We start from the raw sequence: 17,841 nt of genomic DNA, 5'->3' as shown, positions 1-17,841 counted from the left end.
ATCCCCGCACCTCCGGTGCACTCCGGGTGGAATCGCCGTGAATTCCCGGAGTTGCTGATCAGCGACCCACCGCGTACCCCTGCATCCCCCGCGGGTTCGCCGCCGCCGACAGCACACCCGTGTGCGGATCCCGTGCGACCGCGCACAGCCGGCCCTCGGACCAGGCCTCCGCGACCTCGACGTCATGGCCGCGACGGCGCAGCTCCTCGACGACCGCCTCGTCCGTGCGGGACTCGACGGTGAGGCTGCCTGGGCGCATGCCGCGCGGGTAGAACGAGCTCGGGAAGCTGTCGTTGTGCCAGTTCGGGGCGTCGATCGCGCCCTGGAGGTCGAGCCCGCCGCGTACCTCGGCGCGCAGCGCCACGGCCAGGAAGAAGTGGGTCTGCCACTGGTCCTGCTGGTCGCCGCCCGGGGTTCCGAACGCCATGACCGGGACTCCGTCGCGCAGCGCCAGCGAGGGTGTCAGCGTCGTACGGGGACGGCGTCCGGGTGTGAGGGAGTTGGGCAGCCCCTCGTCCAGCCAGGCCATCTGGAGCCGGGTGCCGAGCGGGAAGCCCAGCTCGGGAACGACGGGGTTGGACTGAAGCCAGCCACCGCTGGGCGTGGCGGCGACCATGTTGCCCCAGCGGTCGACGACGTCGAGGTGGCAGGTGTCGCCCCGGGTGCTGCCGTCCCGGGCCACCTCGGGTTCCCCCGCGGCGCCGGCGACGGTGGGCTCGCCCGCGCCCGGTACCGCCAGCGCGTCGAAGCCCGGCTTCCCGGCGGCGCCCTCGCGCGCGTGGCCACTGATCGTCGGGGTGCGCCCTCCGGGACTGCCGGGACGCAGCTCGCCGGAGGCCTTGTAGCCGATGAGGGCGCGCCGCTCGGCGTTGTACTCCTGCGACAACAGCTCGTCGAGGGGCACCTCGGCCGCGTCCCCGTACCAGGCCTCCCGGTCGGCCATGGCGAGCTTGCAGCCCTCGACGAGCAGGTGGACGTACTCCGCGGAGCCGTACCGCGGCAGCTGGGGCGGGAGCAGGGCGAGCTGCTGGAGGAGGACCGGGCCCTGGCTCCAGGGGCCCGCCTTGCACAGGGTCCAGCCGCGCCAGTCGTACGTCGCGGGTGCCTCGTAGCTCGCGGACCAGGAGGCGAGGTCGGTGGCTGTCAGGGTGCCGGTGTGGCGGTTTCCGCTGGTGTCCATGGTGGGCCGCCGGGCCTGCCGTACCAGGGCCTCGGCGATGAAGCCCGAGCGCCAGACGCGGCGCGCGGCCTCGATCTGCGCCACACGGCCGGTCTCGCCGGAGACCTCGGCGAGCAGTCGGCGCCAGGTCGCGGCGAGGGCGGGATTGCGGAACAGTTCGCCGGGACGCGGGGCCTTCCCGCCGGGCAGGTACACCTCGGCCGACGAGGTCCACTCCGTCTCGAAGAGCCCGCGCACCGATTCCACGGTCTCGCCGACCCGCTCCACGGGCGGGTGCCCGTCCTCCGCGTATCCGATGGCGTACTTCATGACGTCGGCGAGGGACCTCGTGCCGTGGTCTCGCAGGAGCAGCATCCACGCGTCGAAGGCGCCGGGCACGGCGGCCGCGAGCGGCCCGGTGCCGGGTACGAGATCCAAACCGAGTCCCCTGTAGTGGGCGATCGTCGCCCCCGCGGGCGCGACGCCCTGTCCGCACAGCACCCGCACCTCGCCGCCCGCCGGGGCGAGGATGATCGGGACCTCACCGGCGGGTCCGTTGAGGTGCGGCTCGACCACGTGCAGGACGAAGCCCGCGGCGACGGCGGCGTCGTAGGCGTTGCCGCCGTCCTCCAGGACGGCCATCGCCGACTGCGAGGCGAGCCAGTGCGTGGAGGACACCATGCCGAAGGACCCCTGAAGCGTGGGTCGCGTAGTGAAGTACATCTCTCACCTCGGTGTTTGCGCGCGTCGGCCGGTACCAACCGGTCGGCCCCCCCGGACTCGCCGTGGGGGAGGAATCCGGAGAGTTCCGGCTCGGCTCCCGTCGCCCTGATCAGGCAGCAGACTACCGATCGGACGCGCTCTGACTTCGGCGCCCACCGGCGGGCGACTGCCGCCGCCCGTCCGCGCGTCGAGGTGCCGTCCGGGACGGCACCCCGACGCGGTTCTCGTCGGGCGGAGACCCTCGGTCAGACGACCGGCAGCTTGCCCTTGGCGGCCATCACCGTGCCGAGGTAGGTCGCCGTCTTGCCCTTGACCCAGTACACCTTGACGCGGACCTTGTGGCCCTTGGCGATCCGGGGCGAGATCGCGCAGTCCTTGACGGAACTGGTCTCGCAGGTGTTCCGCCGCTTGCCCGTGGTCGCGTCATAGGTGACCGCTCGGATCGAGTGCCCGTCCTTGGCCGAGTCGATCACGTCGGTGAACTGAGGTCCCCCGGAGGAGTTCCGCGGCTCGAACACCACGGTCGCGACGGACTTGCCGTTCTTCTTGAACGAGCCGACGTAGTTGCCGCCGGCGAAGGAGGTTCCCGTGCCCAGTGCCAGTGCCAGCCCGGTGGCGGTGACGGCTGTACCGACGCGGGCCATGATGTGCCGATTCATTACTCTCCCGTTTGATGTGCTGTGCCGCTGAGTACGCGGCTCGCGGACTGTAGCTCACACAACTGGGTGAGTCAGAATCAACTTGAGCCACGTCGGGCCGGCGGCGGCGCCAGGAGAGGGACCGTCAGGCACCGTAAGGCCGGGGCGAGTTGACCATGTTGATGAGGTGGTCGGTCGCGATGTCCGCCTCGTCGTTCGCGACAAGGCCGCGGACGGGCTCGCGAGGTGACTACCGGGAACGGCTCATGATGAGGTGCGTGAGGCCGTCCAGGATGCGCTGCAGCCCGAAACTGAAGACGTGTTCGGGGTTGTACACGCCCTGGTGAGCCGCACCCGCGGCACTTCCGACCCGAGCCGCGAGGGGGAAGCGGGCAGGATCGAAGACCCTGGCCAGCAGTGGTGCGTTGGCGGCCCACCACTGCTCGTCCGACATGGCGCTGTCGCGGGCGGCGGCCTGGGCGTCGAGATCGGCGCGGGCGACGGACTGGACGAAGCCGAGCAGGAAGGTCAGGGCCGCGTCCATTTCGACATCGTCGAGCCCGAGGCCGTCGAACGCGGCCAGTTCGTGTTCGTACTTGGCCATGAGCCCGGGGCCGAGCGGCGGGCGCGTGGTGGGCAGGGTCGCCACCCAGGGGTGGCGCCTGTACAGGTCGCGGTTCTCGCGCGCGACGGCCTCCACCCTCGTACGCCACGGAGCGGTTGTGTGATCGGCACGCGGCATCTGCAGATGGGCGGTGTCCAGCATGAGGTCGAGCAGCTCCGCCTTGCCCGGGACGTACGTGTAGAGCGTCATCGGCGTGACGCCCAGCCGCTGGGCCACGCTGCGCATGGTCAGGGCGTCCAGCCCACCGGAGTCGGCGAGCTCGATGGCGGCCCGGACGACAGCGTCGACGGTCAAGCCCTGCTTGGGGCCGCGCCGGGGGCCACCTTGTCCGGGCTCGCGCCACAGCAGTTCCAGGGTGCGGGCCGGGTCTTCCGCGCCGCTTCGTTCTTTGGCCATGCGCCCCATCCTTGCCCCTGCGGGAATTCGGGTCCCGCACCCCTTCCACTCTGTACGCTGTATACAGTACAGCGTACAGAGATTCACTTCGGACTCCAGGAGAAGCCATGAAGATCACTTCCACCGCTGTCTCCCTCACCGTCGACGACGTCCCCGCCTCCGCCGCATTCCTGACCAGGCACTTCGGCTTCCAGGAGGCCATGGCCGCCGAAGGCTTTGCCTCCCTGGTCCGCGAGGACGCGGTCGACGTGATCTTTCTGCGGCGCGGCATCGAGGTCCTGCCCGAGGGCGTCAGGGACCAGCACGCCGCGGGTGTGATCACCGCGTTCACCGTGGCCGACCTGGACGCCGAATACGAGCGACTGCGGAGTGAGGGCGTCTCCATCACCATGCCGCTGCGTGAAGAGCCGTGGGGTGAGCGCCTCTTCCAGGTCACCGACCCGAACGGGGTCATCATCCAGCTGGTCGCCTGGGCCACGCCCGACGACCAGTGAGAAGAAGCGCTGCCGCGGGACGACCCGGAGGTACGTGCCGCCCACAGCGGCCGTCACGCACCCCTCAGTGCGCACTCCCCCGCGCCGTCACCAAGCCCGACTCGTAGGCGAACACCACCAGTTGGGCCCGGTCGCGGGCGCCCAGCTTCGTCATCGCCCGGCTGATGTGGGTCTTGGCGGTGAACGGGCTGATGACCATGTGCGCGGCGATCTCCTCGTTGGTCAGACCGCGCGCGGCGAGTGCCGTGACCTCGCGTTCGCGGGGGGTGAGGCACTCCAGGCCGGGCGCGGTGGCCCGGTCCGGGGGCCGGGCGACGAACTCGCCGATCAGGGTGCGGGTCACGGACGGGGACAGCAGCGCCTCTCCCCGCGCGACGACCTCGATGGCCTGGAGCAGGTCGGCGGGCTCGGTGTCCTTGAGCAGGAAGCCGCTGGCCCCGGCCCGCAGCGCCTCGAAGACGTACTCGTCCAGACCGTAGTTGGTGAGCATGACGACGCGTACGGCGGACAGCTCCGGGTCGGCGGCGATACGGCGGGTGGCCTCGATGCCCGACATCACCGGCATCTGCACGTCGACGAGGGCGATGTCCGGCAAGGAAGCGCGCACCAGCGCGAGGCCCTGCCGGCCGTCGGCGGCCTCGCCCACCACCTCGATGCCGTCCTCGGCGTCGAGCAGGGCGCGAAAGCCCGCGCGCATCAGCGCCTGGTCGTCGACGAGCGCGACCCTGATCACGGCACCTGCTCCGGTAGGCCCAGCGGCAGTTCGGCGCGCACCGAGAAGCCGCCCTCCGTGCGCGGTGCGGCGTGCAGGGTGCCGCCGAGGGCCGTGACACGTTCGCGCATGCCGGTGAGGCCGATGCCGGGGGTGGGCGGACGGGACGGGTCGGCGCCGCCGTCGTCGTCGACGGATATCGTCAGGTCTTCGGTCGTGTAGTCGAGTTGGACGGCCACCTTGGCGGGGCCCGCGTGGCGCGCGGCGTTCGTCAGGGCCTCCTGGACGATGCGGTACGCGGCACGGTCCACCGTCGCCGTGAGGGGACGCTCGTGGCCGCACACCGTCAGCTCCACCGCGAGACCGGCCGCGCGGGCCCGCTCTACGAGCAGCGCGGGGGTGCCGGTCGGCTCGTCGGTGCGCAACACCTCAAGCGTCGCCCGCAGTTCGCGCATCGCCTCGCCTCCCGCCTCCTGGATGGCGAGCAGCGCGGGCGGGACCTCCTCACCGCGTTTGCGGGCGAGGTGGACGGCGACGCCGGCCTGGAGCTTGACGATCGAGATGCTGTGCGTGAGCGAGTCGTGCAACTCTCGGGCGATCCGCAGCCGTTCCTCCCCCGCGCGGCGCAGGGCCGCCTCCTCACGGGTGCGTTCGGCTTCCATCGCGCGCTGTTCCGTCTGGCGCAGATACGCCTGCCAGTTGCGGTCGGCGAGGCCTGTCACCAGGGCGCACAGGAACCAGCCGGCCAGCAGGAGGGAGCGCTCGGCGCCTGCGCGTGCCGTGAGGTCCGTGGTCACGAATGCCGCCAGGAACAGGGCACTCGCGAGCGCCGCCACCCCTCGGTGCCCCGCTCGGGCCGCCGTGTGGACGGCGCTCAGTACGGGGAGGGCGGCGAGGGTGCCGGGGTGGGCGTGCAGGACGTACGCCGTCGTGGTGACCGTACTGACCGCGAGTACCCGGCGCGGGGCGCGGCGGTAGGCCGCGAGGGCGAGGGAGCCCACGGTGATCAGCGCGTAGTCGGCGGGGCTCGCGCCGTCGTCGACCGCCGCCGCGGTCATGACGAGGGCACCGACCACGACCGCGAGGGCCGCGTCGGTCAGGTGCCTGCGCGTGCCCTGGTCCAACGCCATGTTCCGCACGATAGACGGCCGTTCGGACCGTGGCGTCAGACCTGTGGAGGGGGCCCGGCGTACTCCGGCTGGAGTAGATCACGGCGCGCGCGGGGCCGGTGAGGGTAGCTCGGGATGCCTTCGGGCGGACGACGACCGGGGACGGCTCCCTGAAGGAGGGTGGCGTTGGCGGCCGCGCCGGCGGCCCCGCGCTCCTTCCCTACCAGGAGGTGTCCCATGCCCAGTCCCTTCCGTTACACCACCCCGTCTCCGCCCAGGTCCGCCACCGGCCGTGTCGCGGGCGTCTATGCCCAGCTCGCCGACGACTTCGGCATCGAGCGCGCGGTGACCTTCGTCGTGCTCTCGCCCGCTCCCGGTCTCATGACCTCCGCCTGGGCGTTGATGCGCGAGTCGCTGATCGCGGGCGAGGGCAGCCGGACGGGGAAGGAACTCGCGGCGCTCGGGGTGTCCGTCGCCAACCGGTGCCCGTTCTGCGTCGACGCGCACACGATGTTGCTGCACGCGACCGGGGACCACCGGCTCGCGGAGACGGTGGCGCGCGGGGACACCCCCGCCGACGAGGAGCACGCGCGCGTGCTGGCATGGGGCGGGGCGACCCGGACCCCGGGGGCACCCGAGCTGGCGCCGTACCCCTTCCCCGACGCGCACGCCCCCGCCTACATCGGCACCGCCCTGTCCTTCCACTTCATCAACCGCGTGGTGTCGGCGCTGCTCACCGAGAGTCTGCTGCCCGGCAACGCGCAACGGTTCCGGGCGGTGCGGAGTCTGGCCGGGCGGTCCGTCGCCCGGACGGTGCGCAGGCGAGCCGCGCCGGGTGCGGGCCTGGAACTCCTCGACGACCCCGGGCCCGGCCCGGACTGGGCGCGCGGGACCACCGTCGGCCCGGCGTACGCCGCGCTGCGGGCCGCCGCCACCGAGGGGGAGGGTCTGCTCGACGAGGACGACCGGATCCTCGTACGGGAGACGCTCCGGGACTGGGACGGCTCGCACCCGCCGCTCGCGTGGGACGCACTGCCCGACCGTTCGCGGCCCGGGGCGCGGCTCGCCCTGCTGGCCGCGCTGGCCCCGTACCGGATCGCGGACGAGGACGTGACGGCCTGGCGTAAACCCATCCATACCGACCACTGTCTGGTGCATCTGGTGGCGTACGGCGCGTTCGCCGCCGTCGACCGGATCGAGAGCGCGCTTCCCGTCCGCACGGCCGAGGAGACCTCATGACACTGATCGCCAACTCCGCTCAGGCGCGGGCCTGGAACGGCACTCTGGGCAACCACTGGGCCGGCCATCACGAGCGCTATGACACGCTCGTGTCGGGCCTGAACACCGCGCTCTTCGACGCGGCGGCGATCGCTTCGGGCGACCGCGTCCTGGACGTCGGCTGCGGGTCCGGTGCGACGACCCGGATCGCGGGCCGGCTGGCGGCGCACGGGCACGCCGTCGGGGCCGACATCTCGGCACCCCTGCTCGACCAGGCCCGGGCGACGACCGCCGCGGAGAAGGTCACCAACGTCGCGTACGAGCTCGCCGACGCCCAGATCCACCCCTTCCCGCCCGCCGGATACGACGTCCTGATCAGCCGGGGCGGGGTGATGTTCTTCGCGGACCACGCGGCGGCGTTCCGGAACCTGGCGCGCTCGCTGCGGCCGGGAGGGCGGCTCGCGTTCGTCTGTCCGCAGCCCGCCGGTCCCGAGGTGGAGGAGTCACGCGCCTTGACCCTTTTCGGAAAACTCCTGGACGAACCGGACGCCGCGACGGTCGCCGTCCAGGCCGCCATGGCCTCCCTGTCCGACCCGGCGCGCATCCGCGAGGTTCTGCGCGGGTGGGACGACGTGACGGTGACTCCGGTCGCGGCGGAGACGACCTGGGGGCGCGACGCCGCGGACGCCGTCGGCTTCATCCTCTCCCGTACACCCGGCCGGACGGTCGACGCCGACACGCGCGCCGCCCTGGAGGACACCTTGCGCCCTTATGAGACGGATCGCGGTGTTCGACTCCGTGCGGCGGTGTGGCTGGTGACGGCGAAGTGGCGCACAGACGGTTCCCAGTGAGTCACTGTCACCACACAGGCACGGAGTGAGTTGGCACTTCCGCCCCACAGTGAGTCATGTGACACTGGCGTTCCGTCCGCAGTGTGGACTCCCTCCGCACCGTCCCCCACGAGAAGTGCGCCGTGCATTCTCTTCCTCTGCCACTCGCCCTCACCGCGCGCCTGCTGCCGGTCGCGGTCCTCGCCTGCACGGGCTGGGTCATGTCGTCCGGCACGTCGACGACGACTCCGGCCGCCACCGACCACAAGTCGCCCCAGACGCCGCAGTCCCCGTCGGGTCCCGCGGCGACGGCGGTCGCGAAGACGTTCACCGCGGCCCCCGCGCCCTGCACCGGCGTGACGGAGAAGACGATCAAGGCCCTTGTCCCGGGCGCCAAGACGGCCGGCCAGGAGATTCCGTCGACCGACAAGTCGGTGCGCCGCACCTGTTCCTGGAACGCGCTCAAGGGTTTCGACTACCACTGGCTGGACGTCTCGTACGAGATCAAGGACTCGGACGAAGCGGCACAGAAGTCCTATACGGGGCGCGTCGCGGACAAGAGCGGCGGCGGAGCGGTTCCCGGCCTCGGTGACTCGGCCTACTCGGTCGTGAACCTCACCACCACGGACAAGCAGCAGACCCGTGAGGGAGTGGTGATCGTCCGCGCGTCCAACGCGCTGGTGGTCGTCACGTACAACGGCAGCAACTTCGAGACGAAGAAGGCGCCCAGTACGGACGAGATCAACAAGGGGGCCATCAAGGCCGCCAAGGACGTGGTGGCGACGCTGGAGAACGGCCAGAAGGGCTGACCGTTCTCCGACGGCTGTCCCCGCTCACGCGTCAGACGGCGGTCTTCTCCTTGCCCCGCAGCAGCATCAGCGTCAGGTACAGGACCATCGACGTACCGAGTCCGACCGCCCAGCCGTAGTCGGCCAGGGACTTCAGCGCCGGGATGGGCCGTCCGTCGATGAGCGGATGGAAGTCGGCGCCGCCGACGGCCAGGACGCCTCCGGTGAGGAAGGCGACGACGGCCCGCCAGTTCCAGCCGCGGTCGTACCAGTAGCGGCCGCCCGTGCGGTACAGGTCGGCGAGGTCGAGCTTGGTTCGGCGCAGGATCCAGTAGTCGGCGATGAGGATGCCGGCGACGGTGCCGAGCAGACCGCCGACGAGGCCGAGCCAGGTGAAGATGTAGCCCTGCGGGTCGGAGTACAGCTTCCAGGGGAAGATCAGCACGCCGAGGACACAGGTGGCGAGTGCGCCGGTACGGAAGCTGATCTTCCGCGGTGCGAGATTGGAGAAGTCGAAGGCCGGCGACACCAGGTTGGCCGCGACGTTCACGGACAGGGTCGCGACCAGCACGGTGACCAGCGCGTAGAGCAGGCCGAAGACGTTGTCGGTCTTGGCGGCCAGCTGGACCGGGTCCCAGACGGCCTCGCCGTACACGGCCTGCGAGCCCGAGGTGACCATGACGGACAGGAAGGCGAAGAGCGTCATCGTGGTGGGCAGACCGAGCGCCTGACCCCAGGTCTGCGCCTTCTGGCTCTTGCCGTACCGGGTGAAGTCGGGAATGTTCAGCGACAGCGTGGACCAGAAGCCGATCATGCCCATGAGCGAGGGCCAGAACAGCTTCCAGAAGCCGCCGCCCCAGCCGAGCTTCGAGGGCTGGTCGAGCAGCGGGCCGAAGCCGCCCGCCTTGCTGCTCATCCACCACAGCATCACGCCGGCGCCCAGGAGCACGAAGGGCGCCGCCCAGTTCTCGAAGCGGCGGATCGTCTCCATGCCCCGGTAGATGATGGCGACCTGGAGCACCCAGAAGATCGCGAACGACAGCCACATGGTCCAGGCGTAGCCGCCGACCTCCGAGGCGTTCTTCCAGCCGTCTCCGAAGAGCTTCCCGGCGAGGAAGTAGATCGCCTCGCCGCCGATCCAGGTCTGGATGCCGAACCAGCCGCAGGCCACCAACGCCCGTACGACGGCGGGCAGGTTGGCGCCGCGGACACCGAAGGAGGCGCGGGCGAAGACGGGGAAGGGAATGCCGTACTTGGGTCCCGCGTGCCCGGTGAGCAGCATCGGGACCAGCACGATCAGGTTGGCCAGCGCGATGGTGAACACGGCCTGCTTCCAGTCCATGCCGACGGCTATCAGGCCGGAAGCAAGGGTCCAGGAAGCGGTGTTGTGGGCCATGCCGACCCACAGCGCCGAGAAGTTGTACGTGGTCCAGGTGCGCTTCTCGACCGGGACCGGCAGCAGGTCCTCGTTGGCGTAGGGGCCGCTGGGCGCGGGTGCGCCGGGCGCGATCTCCACCCGGCCGTCGGTGAGCGTGACTTGAGCGACGGGTGGGCCCTCGCTGGGGACGGTCTCGGTCATGGGCAGGCCAATCAAGTGAGGAGTGACGGGAGAGGCCGTGCGGGTGACGCCGTGGGGGGTTGTGCGGGTGCGGTGGTGCGGTGATCCCCTTCCCGGGACGGCGGGAAGGGGACGTATGGGGAGGGGGAGCGGTGGCCGCAGCAGGGCCGGTGGTGCGGTGGGCGGCCGGAGTCCGGCCGCCCGGAGCGGAGTTGTCAGCCGTTGACGGCCGGGATGACCTTCGACCCGTACGCGTCGATCACGGCCTCCTGCGCGTCGTGCATGTCGTACACCGCGAACTGGTCCACGCCCAGCGCGCGCAGCGCCTTCAGCTTCTCGATGTGCTGCTCGGCCGTGCCGATCAGGCAGAACCGGTCGACGATCTCGTCCGGCACGAACTTGGTGTCGGGGTTGTCGCTGCGCCCGTGGTGGGAGTAGTCGTAGCCCTCGCGGGCCTTGATGTAGTCGGTGAGTTCCTCGGGTACGGCGGCGGAGTGCTCGCCGTACTTGGAGACCAGGTCGGCCACGTGGTTGCCGACCATGCCGCCGAACCAGCGGCACTGCTCACGCGCGTGGGCGAGGGCCTCCGGCGAGTCGTCCTCGGTGATGTACGCGGGCGCGGCCACGCAGATCTTCACCTCGGAGGGGTCACGCCCGGCCTCGACGGCCGCGTCCTTCACGGCCTTGACCATGTACTCGGTGAGATAGAGGTCGGCGAGCTGGAGGATGAACCCGTCGGCCTCCTCGCCGGTCATCTTCAGGGCCTTGGGACCGTACGCGGCCATCCAGACCGGGAGTTCGGCACCCGGCTTGACCCAGGGGAACTTGACGACGGTGCCGCCGAGGTCGGCCTCCTCACCGCGGCCCAGGGCGCGGATGACCTTCATCGCGCCGCTGATGCGGGCGAGCGTGTTGGGCTTGCGGCCGGCGACGCGCATCGCCGAGTCGCCGCGCCCGATGCCGCACACCGTGCGGTTGCCATACATGTCGTTGAGGGTCGCGAAGGTGGAGGCGGTGACCTCCCAGGTGCGGGTGCCCGGGTTGGTGACCATCGGGCCGACCGTCAACTTCTCGGTGTTCGCGAGGATCTGACTGTAAATCACAAAGGGTTCCTGCCACAGGACGGCCGAGTCGAAGGTCCAGCCGTACGTGAAGCCGTTGCCCTCGGCGCGCTTCATCAGGTCGATGACGCGGGAGGCCGGGGGGTCGGTCTGCAGGACGAGTCCGAAGTCCATGGCGCCGCTCCTAGTCGCTCAGAGAAGGTACTGACAGGTGGAGCGGGGGGTGTAGACGCCGTGACCCGCGCGTCCGGTGAACTCCCGCTCGGTGATGACCGGTTCGCCGCGCGAGAGCACGGTCTCGACCTGTCCGGTGACGCGCTTGCCCTCGTAGGCCGAGTAGTCGACGTTCATGTGGTGGGTCTCGACCGACATGACCTGCTCGGCGTGCGGGTCGTAGATGACGATGTCGGCGTCGGCGCCCGGCGCGATGGTGCCCTTCTTCGGGTACAGGCCGAACATCCGGGCCGGGGTGGCGCAGGCGATCTCGATCCAGCGGCGGCGCGAGATGTGCCCGTCGACGACGGCCTGGTGGAGCAGGTCCATGCGGTTCTCGACGCCCGGGAGGCCGTTGGGGATCTTCGAGAAGTCGCCCCGGCCGAGCTCCTTCTGGCCCACGAAGCAGAAGGGGCAGTGGTCCGTCGACACGACCTGGAGGTCGTTGGTGCGCAGGCCCCGCCACAGGGCGGCCTGGTGCTCCTTGGGCCGAAGGGGCGTGCTGCACACGTACTTCGAGCCCTCGAAGTCCGGTTCCGCGAGGTTGTCGGTCGACAGGAACAGGTACTGCGGGCAGGTCTCGCCGAAGACGTTCAGGCCCTCGTCACGCGCCCGTGCGATCTCGGCGACCGCCTCCTGCGCCGAGACATGCACGACGTACAGCGGAGCGCCCGCGACCTGGGCGAGCTTGATGGCGCGGTGGGTGGCCTCGGCCTCCAGGAGCGCCTTGCGCACCTCGCCGTGGAAGCGCGGGTCGGTCTCGCCGCGCGCCAGCGCCTGTTCCACGAGGACGTCGATCGCGATGCCGTTCTCCGCGTGCATCATGATCAGGCCGCCGTTCTCGGCGGAGCGCTGCATGGCGCGCAGGATCTGGCCGTCGTCGCTGTAGAAGACGCCGGGGTAGGCCATGAACTGCTTGAAGGAGGTGACGCCCTCCTGGACCAGCAGGTCCATCTCCTTGAGCGTCTCCTGGTTGACGTCGGAGACGATCATGTGGAAGGCGTAGTCGATGGCGCAGTTGCCGTCGGCCTTGGCGTTCCAGGCGTCGAGGCCCTCGCGCAGTGAGCGGCCGACGCTCTGCACCGCGAAGTCGACGATGGTGGTGGTGCCGCCCCAGGCCGCGGCCCGGGTGCCCGTCTCGAAGGTGTCCGAGGCGAAGGTGCCGCCGAAGGGCAGCTCCATGTGGGTGTGGGCGTCGACGCCGCCCGGGATGACGTACTTGCCGGTGGCGTCGATGGTCTTCCCGGCCGTCCACGACTCGGCCGCCGGGGTGCCGGTCGCGGCGAGGGCGACGACCCGGCCGTCCTCGATCAGGACGTCGGCGTGGATCTCGTCGGACGCGGTGATGACGAGGCCATTACGGATGACGGTACGGCTGCTCATGCTCCCTCTCTCCTGCCGTGCGCTGACTGCGGTGCGCTGAAAACTGCGGGTCACTCGTGGTTGGTCGCGCCGCCGCGGCGGAGCCGCGCCATGCCACAGCCCCGCGCCCCGTCCGGGGCGCGGGACGCCCGGCGGACTCCAGGGCCCCGCCGGGCTACGGCGCGGTCAGCGGCTCGTACGCGTCGGGGCGGCGGTCCCGGTAGAACTGCCAGCGGTCGCGCACCTCGCGCAGCTTGGCCATGTCGAGGTCGCGGACGACGAGTTCGGTCTCCTTGTCGCTGGCCACCTCCCCGACGAACCGGGCCTCCGGGTCGACGAAGTACGACGTTCCGTAGAAGTCGTTGTCGCCCAGTTCCTCCACGCCCACGCGGTTGATGGCGCCCACGAAGTACTCGTTGGCGACGGCCGCCGCCGGCTGCTCCAGCTGCCAGATGTAGGAGGACAGTCCGCGCGAGGTGGCCGACGGGTTGAACACGATCTCGGCGCCCGCGAGACCCAGCGCGCGCCAGCCCTCCGGGAAGTGCCGGTCGTAGCAGATGTAGACGCCGATCCTGCCGACGGCGGTGTCGAAGACCGGCCAGCCGGCGTTGCCGGGACGGAAGTAGAACTTCTCCCAGAAGCCCTCGACCTGCGGGATGTGGTGCTTGCGGTACTTGCCGAGGTACGAGCCGTCCGCGTCGATCACGGCGGCCGTGTTGTAGAGGACGCCGGGCTGCTCCTCCTCGTACATCGGCAGCACGAGGACGATGCCCAGTTCCTCGGCCAGCGCCTGGAAGCGCCGGACGATCGGGCCTTCGGGGATCTGCTCGGCGTACTCGTAGAACGCCTTGTCCTGGACCTGGCAGAAGTAGGGCCCGTAGAAGAGCTCCTGGAAGCACAGCACCTGTGCGCCCTGTGCGGCGGCGTCGCGGGCCGCCTGCTCGTGGACCTGGATCATCGACTCCTTGTCGCCGGTCCAGGCAGTCTGGAAGACGGCGGCGCGGATCACTCTGCTCATCGGGACCTCCGGTCGCTCGGTGTGCGAGGAGCCTAGGAAGCCCGGACTGCTGGATTGAGTTGCACCGTGTCACGTCTGAGGCGCTGTGCCGTTCCACGGTGTCACCCCCGCGTTGTCCCATGTTTCACCTGAGTCGTCCCGTGTTTCACCGTTGTTGCGCGTCGTGTGCGAGCAGTGCGATGTGCACGGAGGCGGCCTGCTCGAAGTCGTCGAGGTCGACGCCGAGCCGGGCCTCGATGGCCTCCAGCCGGCGGTAGAGCGCGGGCCTGCTGACGTGGTGGAGCTGCGCGGTGCGGGACTTGTTGCGGCCGGTCGCGAGGTAGGTCCGCAGCACGGGCAGCAACTCCGACTCGGCATCGGCCCCGCACAGCAGCCCGTCCAACTCCCGTTCGGCGAAGGACTGGACGTTCGGGTCGTCGCGCAACAGCCGTATCAGGCCCCGCAGATGGACGTCACGCAGCCGTACGAGCACCGGCTGGTACTGGTCGGCGGGTGCGTCGGCGGCGGCCTCGGCGACGTGCAGGGCCTCGCGCAGGCCGCCGGGCACGTCGTCCCAGGCGGTACGGGGCGAGGCCGCCGCCACCGTCGTACGGGTGCCGGTCTCATGGCGCAGCCGCAGCGCGAAGTGGGCGGCCAGCGCCTCCGCGTCCTGGTCGCGGGCGAGGCTGAGCAGTACGGCGGTGGCCCCGTCGGTGAGCTCGGCGACCAGTCCTGGGAGCCCCAACAGACGTAGGACGCGGTCGAGTTGGCCCAGGTCGCCGTCCCGTACCACCAGCGGCACGAAGACCCGCCGGTTGACCGGCAGCCCGGCCGCCCTGGCCCGCGGGAGCAGCTGCCGTGCCGGTACGACCCCGCTCACCAGGTCCGTCAGCAGGCCCTGCGCGGACTCCTCCTCCCAGGTGTGCACGGAGCCACCCAGCATCCGGTGCAGGACCAGGGCCTCGGCGGCACGGTCCGCCAGCAGCCGTCCGGTGGCGGCGTCGCCCCGGTAGCCGCACAGCACGATGCGGCCCCATCTCTCGCCGCGCCCGCCCAGCTCGGCGCGGATCCAGCCGTCGCCCGTACTGCCGCCCGCCTGCCGGGCGATGCGCTCCCAGTCGCGCAGCACGTCGTCCACCGCGGACCGCTCCCCCGCCGTGGCGAGGACGCGGTGGGCGAGGTTGGTGACGACGACCGGGCACGCGGCGTGCACGGCGATCTCGTCGAGCATCCGCTGCAGGGGCGCGCCCGTGGTGATGAGCCCGGTGAGCGCGGTCCGTACGGCCTCCGAGAGGCTCACCGCCGCGAACTTGCTGCGCACGAGCCGGGACTGGACCTCCTCCGTCAGCTCGGCGAACGGGAAGGGCCGGTGGAGGACCACCATGGGCAGCCCGCAGCGCTCGGCGGCCCGGCGCATCACGTCCGGCGGGGTCGGGAAGGCCCGGCCGAGCCCGAGGACGACGGCCGCGGCCTCCGCGCGGTGCAGCGAACGGATGTACTCGGCCTGCGCGTCCGGGTCGCCGGCGAGCAGGACCCCGGTGGTGAGCACCATTTCCCCGCCGCTGAGCATCACGCCCACGTCGGCGGCCTCGGCGACGTGCACCCAGCGCACGGACCGGTCGAGGTGGCCCGCGCCGGCCACCACCTCGGGCTCTCCGGCGAGCACCCGGTCCAGGGCGAGGACCTGGCGTACCGACAGGGCGGGTTCCAAGGCGGTGGCGGTGGTCATGGCACGTTCCCTTGCTCAGAACTTCTTACTGGATACACCTCAGCGCGTGCTCGAGAATCGCCGCGCCCTCCTCCGCCTCCGCGACGGTGAGGGAGAGCGGCGGTGCGATGCGCAGCACGCTGGTGTTGTGACCGCCGCCCTTGCCGATCAACAGGCCGTCCCGGCGGGCCGCTTCGAGCACGGCCGCGGCGCCTTCGGGGTACGCCTCGTCGGTGCCGGGCTTGACCAGCTCGACGCCGATCATCAACCCGCGCCCGCGCACCTCCCGTACGTAGTCGAGCGGCACGGAGATCGCCCGCAGCCGCTCGCCGAGCAGACCGCCGACGCGCCGGGCGTTGCCCTGGAGGTCGTGTTCGAGGAGGTACGTGAGGTTTGCCAGGCCCGCCGCCATCGTGATCGGCGAGCCGCCGAAGGTCGAGATGGAGTTGGAGTCGAGGCAGTTCATGATCTCGGCGCGCGCGACGACGCCGCCGATGGACATGCCGTTGCCGATGCCCTTGGCGAAGGTGAGCAGGTCCGGCGGGCCCGCGGCGGCGTGCGCCTGCCAGCCCCAGAAGTGCTCGCCGGTGCGGCCCCAGCCGGTCTGCACCTCGTCGGCGATCCAGAGGATGCCGTGCTGGTCCAGGACCTCGCGGAAGGCCGCGTACAGGCCGTCAGGCGGCGCGGTGAAGCCGCCGACGCCCTGGATGGGTTCGGCGATGAGGGCGGCGGGCGGGCGGACGTGACCGAGCAGGTCCTTCAGATCGTCGACGCAGGCCGCGATGAACTCCGCGTCGCCGAGATCGGCGTACGGGCCGCGGGTGCGGACGCCGCCGTGGACGTACAGCGTCTGGAGGGGCGAGAGGGAGGTCGGTGACCAGCCCTTGTTGCCGGTGATGCCGACCGCGCTGAAGGAGCGGCCGTGGTAGCTGTTGCGCATCGCCAGGATCTGGTTGCTCTGCCGGTAGGCGGTGGCGAGCAGCAGGGCCGTGTCGTTGGCCTCGGTGCCGGAGGTGGTGAAGAAGACGCGGGCGTCGGGGATGCCGGACAGCTGGGCGATCCGCTCGGCGAGCTCGACCATCGGCCGGTTGAGGTAGAGCGTGGAGGTGTGGATGATCCGCCCGGCCTGCTCGCTGACGGCCTTGGTGACCTCGGGCAGGGCGTGCGCGGTCATCGTCGTCAGGATGCCGCCGAAGAAGTCGAGGTACTTGTTGCCCTGGGCGTCCCAGACGTGGCGGCCCTCGCCGTGGGTGATCTCGATCGGGTCCTCGTAGTAGAGGGCCAGCCAGTCGGGCAGGACGGCCTTGTGTCGCGCGTACAGGTCGCTCACGGCTGCACCAGCCCCTCGTAGGCGTCGGGCCGCCGGTCGCGGTAGAACGCCCACTGCTGCCGGACCTCCTCGATCAGGTCGAAGTCGAGGTCGCGGACGATCAGCTCCTCGGCCTTGTCCCCGGCCGTCTCCCCCACGAACTGTCCGCGCGGGTCGACGAAGTACGAGGTCCCGTAGAAGTCGTTGTCGCCGTACTCCTCCTGCCCGACCCGGTTGATCGCGGCGATGAAGTACTCGTTGGCGACGGCCGCGGCGGGCTGCTCCAGCTGCCAGAGGTAGGCGGAGAGGCCGCGGGAGGTGGCGGAGGGGTTGTAGACGAGCTGGGCGCCGTTCAGGCCGAGCTGCCGCCAGCCCTCGGGGAAGTGCCGGTCGTAGCAGATGTACACGCCGATCCTGCCCACCGCGGTGTCGAAGACGGGCCAGCCCAGGTTGCCCGGTTTGAAGTAGTACTTCTCCCAGAAGCCCTTCACCTGCGGGATGTGGTGCTTGCGGTACTTGCCGAGGTAGGTGCCGTCGGCGTCGATCACGGCCGCGGTGTTGAAGTAGAAGCCGGACTGCTCGACCTCGAACACGGGTACGACGATGACCATGCCGGTCTCGCGCGCGAGCTCCCGCATACGAGTGACGGTGGGCCCGTCGGGCACCGGCTCCGCCCAGCCGTAGTGCTCGGGTTCCTGGACCTGGCAGAAGTAGGGGGCGTTGAAGACTTCCTGGAATCCGATCACCTTCGCGCCCTGCCGGGCCGCCTCGCGGGCGTGCTCCTCGTGCTTGGCGACCATGGATGCGGTGTCGCCGGTCCAGGTGGCCTGGACCAGAGCGGCGCGTACGACGTTGGCCATGAGCTGCTCCTTCGACGAGACGTCAGAGAGCTTCTACGCCCGTAGACAAAGGCGGTAGAGGCTCGAAAGTAAGCCCAGCGG

The 17,841-nt window shown here is 70.7% G+C and carries 16 protein-coding genes; 4 read left to right on the top strand and 12 right to left on the bottom strand.

The window, feature by feature from the left end; all coding sequences use genetic code 11:
* Nucleotides 1-58: 58 nt before the first annotated feature.
* From ACZ69M_RS40940 to ACZ69M_RS40930, 3 genes are all read right to left on the bottom strand, one after another.
* Nucleotides 59-1,882, bottom strand: a complete 1,824-nt coding sequence (locus ACZ69M_RS40940; RefSeq protein ID WP_470058116.1) for a gamma-glutamyltransferase family protein — start codon at nucleotides 1,880-1,882, stop codon at nucleotides 59-61.
* A 245-nt stretch (nucleotides 1,883-2,127) separates the two neighbouring features.
* Entirely contained in the window at nucleotides 2,128-2,541 is a 414-nt protein-coding gene (locus ACZ69M_RS40935; RefSeq protein WP_470058114.1) for a hypothetical protein, read from the bottom strand.
* A 229-nt stretch (nucleotides 2,542-2,770) separates the two neighbouring features.
* Nucleotides 2,771-3,541: a TetR/AcrR family transcriptional regulator gene (locus ACZ69M_RS40930; protein WP_470058112.1), complete on the bottom strand. Its 771-nt coding sequence runs from the start codon at nucleotides 3,539-3,541 to the stop codon at nucleotides 2,771-2,773.
* Between the two features lie 107 nt (nucleotides 3,542-3,648).
* Between ACZ69M_RS40930 and ACZ69M_RS40925 the strand changes: the two genes are divergently transcribed.
* The gene (locus ACZ69M_RS40925) at nucleotides 3,649-4,035 is read left to right on the top strand and encodes a VOC family protein (protein WP_470058110.1); all 387 of its coding nucleotides are present in this window, start codon (nucleotides 3,649-3,651) and stop codon (nucleotides 4,033-4,035) included.
* A gap of 64 nt (nucleotides 4,036-4,099) precedes the next feature.
* Here ACZ69M_RS40925 and ACZ69M_RS40920 read toward each other — a convergent pair whose 3' ends face one another.
* Nucleotides 4,100-4,768 (bottom strand): response regulator, encoded by a 669-nt coding sequence (locus tag ACZ69M_RS40920; protein ID WP_470058108.1) that lies wholly within the window; start codon nucleotides 4,766-4,768, stop codon nucleotides 4,100-4,102.
* Nucleotides 4,765-5,877: a sensor histidine kinase gene (locus ACZ69M_RS40915; protein ID WP_470058106.1), complete on the bottom strand. Its 1,113-nt coding sequence runs from the start codon at nucleotides 5,875-5,877 to the stop codon at nucleotides 4,765-4,767. Before ACZ69M_RS40915 ends, ACZ69M_RS40920 begins: the two co-directional genes overlap by 4 nt.
* A 216-nt stretch (nucleotides 5,878-6,093) precedes the next feature.
* Between ACZ69M_RS40915 and ACZ69M_RS40910 the strand changes: the two genes are divergently transcribed.
* The 3 genes from ACZ69M_RS40910 to ACZ69M_RS40900 all read left to right on the top strand — a co-directional run bounded on the left by ACZ69M_RS40910 (nucleotide 6,094) and on the right by ACZ69M_RS40900 (nucleotide 8,713).
* Complete coding sequence (locus ACZ69M_RS40910; RefSeq protein ID WP_470058104.1) at nucleotides 6,094-7,095, top strand: carboxymuconolactone decarboxylase family protein; 1,002 nt, start codon at nucleotides 6,094-6,096, stop codon at nucleotides 7,093-7,095.
* Entirely contained in the window at nucleotides 7,092-7,925 is an 834-nt protein-coding gene (locus tag ACZ69M_RS40905) for a class I SAM-dependent methyltransferase (RefSeq protein WP_470058102.1), read from the top strand. Before ACZ69M_RS40910 ends, ACZ69M_RS40905 begins: the two co-directional genes overlap by 4 nt.
* Nucleotides 7,926-8,047: 122 nt before the next feature.
* Entirely contained in the window at nucleotides 8,048-8,713 is a 666-nt protein-coding gene (locus ACZ69M_RS40900; protein WP_470058100.1) for a hypothetical protein, read from the top strand.
* 31 nt (nucleotides 8,714-8,744) lie between these two features.
* On the opposite strand, the gene ACZ69M_RS40895 is transcribed toward ACZ69M_RS40900, so the two are convergent.
* From ACZ69M_RS40895 to ACZ69M_RS40865, 7 genes are all read right to left on the bottom strand, one after another.
* Nucleotides 8,745-10,271, bottom strand: coding sequence for an NCS1 family nucleobase:cation symporter-1 (locus tag ACZ69M_RS40895; RefSeq protein WP_470058098.1), 1,527 nt, complete (start codon nucleotides 10,269-10,271; stop codon nucleotides 8,745-8,747).
* A 194-nt stretch (nucleotides 10,272-10,465) separates the two neighbouring features.
* Complete coding sequence (locus tag ACZ69M_RS40890) at nucleotides 10,466-11,485, bottom strand: TIGR03842 family LLM class F420-dependent oxidoreductase (RefSeq protein ID WP_054230369.1); 1,020 nt, start codon at nucleotides 11,483-11,485, stop codon at nucleotides 10,466-10,468.
* 18 nt (nucleotides 11,486-11,503) lie between these two features.
* A complete protein-coding gene (gene hydA, locus ACZ69M_RS40885; RefSeq protein WP_470058096.1) occupies nucleotides 11,504-12,907 on the bottom strand; it encodes a dihydropyrimidinase in 1,404 nt (467 codons plus the stop codon).
* A gap of 154 nt (nucleotides 12,908-13,061) precedes the next feature.
* On the bottom strand, nucleotides 13,062-13,904 hold the full coding sequence (locus tag ACZ69M_RS40880) for a nitrilase-related carbon-nitrogen hydrolase (protein WP_470058095.1): 843 nt from the start codon (nucleotides 13,902-13,904) through the stop codon (nucleotides 13,062-13,064).
* 145 nt (nucleotides 13,905-14,049) lie between these two features.
* Nucleotides 14,050-15,612, bottom strand: a complete 1,563-nt coding sequence (locus ACZ69M_RS40875; RefSeq protein WP_470058093.1) for a PucR family transcriptional regulator — start codon at nucleotides 15,610-15,612, stop codon at nucleotides 14,050-14,052.
* Nucleotides 15,613-15,637: 25 nt separating this feature from the next.
* Entirely contained in the window at nucleotides 15,638-16,921 is a 1,284-nt protein-coding gene (locus ACZ69M_RS40870; RefSeq protein WP_470058091.1) for an aspartate aminotransferase family protein, read from the bottom strand.
* Nucleotides 16,918-17,760 carry a nitrilase-related carbon-nitrogen hydrolase gene (locus ACZ69M_RS40865; RefSeq protein WP_470058090.1) on the bottom strand — a complete coding sequence of 281 codons (843 nt, stop codon included), beginning with the start codon at nucleotides 17,758-17,760 and terminating at the stop codon, nucleotides 16,918-16,920. Before ACZ69M_RS40865 ends, ACZ69M_RS40870 begins: the two co-directional genes overlap by 4 nt.
* Between the last annotated feature and the right edge of the window lie 81 nt (nucleotides 17,761-17,841).

It is taken from the genome of Streptomyces sp. NPDC107454 (assembly GCF_055582885.1).
Note: the sequence above shows the minus strand (reverse complement) of the source record. Positions and strands in the feature narration are given on the sequence as shown.

Coding starts and splice junctions, on each gene's coding strand:
- ACZ69M_RS40905 (WP_470058102.1), top strand. CDS start 7,092: ATGACACTGATCGCCAACTCCGCTCAGGCGCGGGCCTGGAACGGCACT.
- hydA (WP_470058096.1), bottom strand. CDS start 12,907: ATGAGCAGCCGTACCGTCATCCGTAATGGCCTCGTCATCACCGCGTCC.
- ACZ69M_RS40880 (WP_470058095.1), bottom strand. CDS start 13,904: ATGAGCAGAGTGATCCGCGCCGCCGTCTTCCAGACTGCCTGGACCGGC.
- ACZ69M_RS40890 (WP_054230369.1), bottom strand. CDS start 11,485: ATGGACTTCGGACTCGTCCTGCAGACCGACCCCCCGGCCTCCCGCGTC.
- ACZ69M_RS40935 (WP_470058114.1), bottom strand. CDS start 2,541: ATGAATCGGCACATCATGGCCCGCGTCGGTACAGCCGTCACCGCCACC.
- ACZ69M_RS40940 (WP_470058116.1), bottom strand. CDS start 1,882: ATGTACTTCACTACGCGACCCACGCTTCAGGGGTCCTTCGGCATGGTG.
- ACZ69M_RS40915 (WP_470058106.1), bottom strand. CDS start 5,877: ATGGCGTTGGACCAGGGCACGCGCAGGCACCTGACCGACGCGGCCCTC.
- ACZ69M_RS40865 (WP_470058090.1), bottom strand. CDS start 17,760: ATGGCCAACGTCGTACGCGCCGCTCTGGTCCAGGCCACCTGGACCGGC.
- ACZ69M_RS40875 (WP_470058093.1), bottom strand. CDS start 15,612: ATGACCACCGCCACCGCCTTGGAACCCGCCCTGTCGGTACGCCAGGTC.
- ACZ69M_RS40930 (WP_470058112.1), bottom strand. CDS start 3,541: ATGGCCAAAGAACGAAGCGGCGCGGAAGACCCGGCCCGCACCCTGGAA.
- ACZ69M_RS40910 (WP_470058104.1), top strand. CDS start 6,094: ATGCCCAGTCCCTTCCGTTACACCACCCCGTCTCCGCCCAGGTCCGCC.
- ACZ69M_RS40895 (WP_470058098.1), bottom strand. CDS start 10,271: ATGACCGAGACCGTCCCCAGCGAGGGCCCACCCGTCGCTCAAGTCACG.
- ACZ69M_RS40925 (WP_470058110.1), top strand. CDS start 3,649: ATGAAGATCACTTCCACCGCTGTCTCCCTCACCGTCGACGACGTCCCC.